At 54.0% G+C, this 278-nt stretch carries 1 protein-coding gene; it reads left to right on the top strand.

The annotated features are described in order from the left end of the window. Positions 1–14: 14 nt before the first annotated feature. On the top strand, positions 15–278 hold a 264-nt coding region (locus IU459_RS40380; RefSeq protein ID WP_228839080.1), incomplete at its 3' end, for a hypothetical protein.

Below are 278 nucleotides of genomic sequence, written 5' to 3'. Positions count from 1 at the left end.
GCGTGATTCTTACGTTGATCACCGCTGACGTGGGCAATAACGGTACCAATGCCGACTGGAACATTCTTACAGACTGCCGCAGTTTTTCGACGGCTTACATACCAGCAAATATGCCTGCTGCGGTCGCTGGTCAGCAGGTTATTCCGATACGCCGCATCGTCTACACCTTCAGCAGCAATCAGGTCAGGTCGGGCAACGTAGCGACGGATGTACGACCGTTGATTGGTAACGTACTGGCGTTCGATGTGACCTTCGGCATGGCTTCATCGGCAGCCAAC

Origin of the sequence: Nocardia amamiensis (assembly GCF_015477605.1) — a bacterium.
Classification (GTDB): domain Bacteria; phylum Actinomycetota; class Actinomycetes; order Mycobacteriales; family Mycobacteriaceae; genus Nocardia; species Nocardia amamiensis_A.
This window is presented reverse-complemented; position numbering and strand designations above follow the sequence as displayed.